Genomic DNA, 2498 nt, shown 5'->3' on the forward strand with positions numbered 1-2498 from the left:
GCTTGCCACGCGCATAGCGCGGCAGCCGAGTATGTCCGGTGGGGTGAAAGTTCTTCGTCCGCACGCGCTGACCAGTGGCAAACCGCGCGGGCACCGCAACAGGCCGGTCGCAAGGCCCACCCTTGGCAAGCGTCGCCGGCACATTTTCCGCCCTCAGCACCCGCTTGGGCGTCGCCGCCAGATCGACGGCATCGCCTTCGGCAAGATCGCGCGCGGTAACGAAGCCATGGCGCTCAAGCAGCCCTTCCAGCGCCTTGATCCAGATCTCATAGTAGCTTGAGCTGTAGTAGTCGGCGGGGCGCAGGTTTTCGCGTTTGTGCCGGCTTTCGTCGATGTTCCAGGCGCCCATCGCACCTGCTGTCAGGGTCACGCCCAGCGCGCGCTTTTCCCACTCGGCGTGGAAGTAGGGCTCGTCCGTCTCGGGCGCGATCGGCCCAAAGCCCATCTGTCCGCCAAGATCGTGGGGACCGTTCATGCGGCCTCCCTGGCAAGGCCAGTGCCGATCATTGAATCACGTGTCACAAGATCGGCCAATTGCGCCTCGCTCCAGCCTTCCGTGCCCTTGGGACGCTGCGGCACGACGAGGTAGCGCAACTCGGCGGTGGAATCCCAGACGCGGATTTTCTGGTCAGCCGGCAGCGCGACGCCAAATTCTTCAAGCACGCCGCGCGGGTCGATCACCGCCCTGCTGCGATATGGCGGCGCCTTGTACCAGACCGGCGGCAGGCCGAGCACCGACCACGGATAACAGGAGCACAGCGTGCAGACGACGAGATTGTGGGTTTCGTCAGTGTTGAACACCGCCTGCATGTGCTCGCCCTGGCGGCCGGTGAAGCCGAGCGAGGCGATGGCCGCCGTCGCATCCCGCTTCAGCCAATCGGCATAATCTGGATCGCTCCAAGCTTTCGCCACCACGGCAGCGCCGTTGCGCGGGCCGATCTTGGTATCGTAGGTGTCGACAATGACGTCGATTGCCGCGGGATCGATCAGCCCCTTTTTGGTGAGGATCGTCTCCAGCGCCCGCACGCGTGCGGCCATCGGATCGAGTTCATTGTCGTGATGGTGGTCGTGGTCATGATCGTGCGACATGGCCGAAAGCTATGCCCGCTCGCGCGGCTGCGCAAGCTAATCGATACTCACTTGAGCATTGGCCACAGTGTTGCTGCGAGTAGCAGGCCCATGGCGATGTTGAACCATTTGAGCCGCACCGGATCGGCGAGAAAGCCGCGCAACGCCATGCCGAACCCAGCCCAGCTCGAAACACTCGGCAGATTGACCAGCGCGAAGGCGCCAGAGATCAGCAGCACCGACAGGAACGGCGCTTGCGGGCTGGTGTAGACCGCCATCGCCGTTACCGCCATCACCCAGGCCTTGGGGTTGATCCACTGGAATGCGGCAGCCTCCAAAAAGGTCATCGGACGCGCCTTGGTGTCACCGTCCTTGCCGAGCGAACGCGACATGCCGATCCGCCAGGCGAGATAAAGCAGGTATGCGCCGCCTGCGATCTTGAGCACCGTATGCAGCGAGGGGAAAGCCGTCAGCACGGCACCCAAGCCAAAGCCAACGCCAAGCAGCAGCGAAAGAAAGCCGAAGCCGATGCCCAGCATATGCGGAATGGTGCGCACGAAGCCGAAATTCACGCCCGACGCCAGCAACATGAAGTTGTTCGGTCCCGGCGTGATCGAGGTCACGAAGGCATAGACCAGCAGTGCAAGGAATGCGTCGTATGACATCGTTTGCTGCCCTATTTTATGTCAGCATTATTGACCATATTGGGCTCCGGTAAAGAGCACAAACAGGGGCCAGGGGCTAGGCCAGCCGCAGGACCGGTGGACGTGCGCGTCGAAAAAGCTTGCTCGACGAACCGATCAGGTCTTATTCCAAGGCTGTGGACTGAACAGCAACTGACTCTCGGGGGAGAACATGTCAGCAACTGCCAAAGTCGAGGCTGGCAACAGCCTCACCCGGGAACTCATCGATCACGCGGTGACGAGCATCGAGGCGTCCGACCGCTTCTCCCTGCCCTTCCCGCACATTTTCTTCCGCGACTTCTTTCCCAGCGATTTCTACGCCGAACTGATCAAGTCGATCCCGACCGAGGGCTACGACCCGATCACCGGCACCGGAACCCGCATGGCGCTGCGCCTTTATGGCGACAATGTCGGCAAGGTCGATGCCGGCGTTCGCGATATGTGGGCTGCCGTGTCGCAGATGCTGACATCGCCCGAAATCGAGGCCGCGATCCGCCATCAGCTTCATGAGGGCCTCGAAATCCGTGCCCGCGGCGACAAGGTCAAGAGCGTGGACGATCTCAGGCTGGTCGCCAAGCCGGTCCTTTACAGCGACAAGGACGGCTACCAGATCAAGCCGCATCCCGATGCGCGCAAGAAGGTCGTGACGATGCAGCTCTACTGCCCCGCCGACGAAAGCCAACGCGACCTTGGAACCACGCTGTATCAAGCTTCGCTGAAGGGCCTGCTTAACGTCGGCTCCTATGG

The 2498-nt window shown here is 62.0% G+C and carries 4 protein-coding genes; 1 reads left to right on the forward strand and 3 read right to left on the reverse strand.

Going from position 1 to position 2498, the window contains the following annotated elements; genetic code table 11:
- The 3 genes from nthB to AC1DUU_RS29380 all read right to left on the reverse strand — a co-directional run.
- Positions 1-475: nitrile hydratase subunit beta (gene nthB, locus AC1DUU_RS29370; protein WP_476786846.1), on the reverse strand; the 475-nt coding region annotated here is incomplete at its 3' end.
- Positions 472-1089, reverse strand: a complete 618-nt coding sequence (gene nthA, locus AC1DUU_RS29375) for a nitrile hydratase subunit alpha (protein WP_476786847.1) — start codon at positions 1087-1089, stop codon at positions 472-474. The genes nthB and nthA, both read right to left, overlap by 4 nt.
- 47 nt (positions 1090-1136) lie before the next feature.
- The gene (locus tag AC1DUU_RS29380) at positions 1137-1733 is read right to left on the reverse strand and encodes a LysE family translocator (RefSeq protein ID WP_476786848.1); all 597 of its coding nucleotides are present in this window, start codon (positions 1731-1733) and stop codon (positions 1137-1139) included.
- Between the two features lie 190 nt (positions 1734-1923).
- Here AC1DUU_RS29380 and AC1DUU_RS29385 point away from each other — a divergent pair.
- A partial coding sequence (locus AC1DUU_RS29385) for a hypothetical protein (RefSeq protein ID WP_476786849.1) occupies positions 1924-2498 on the forward strand: 575 nt, incomplete at its 3' end.

The sequence above is a fragment of the Aminobacter sp. P4_H6_2 genome (assembly GCF_056400805.1).

Bases quoted from the DNA above. Each gene is read 5' to 3' on its own strand.
- nthA (WP_476786847.1), bottom strand. From the start codon at position 1,089: ATGTCGCACGATCATGACCACGACCACCATCACGACAATGAACTCGAT.
- AC1DUU_RS29380 (WP_476786848.1), bottom strand. From the start codon at position 1,733: ATGTCATACGACGCATTCCTTGCACTGCTGGTCTATGCCTTCGTGACC.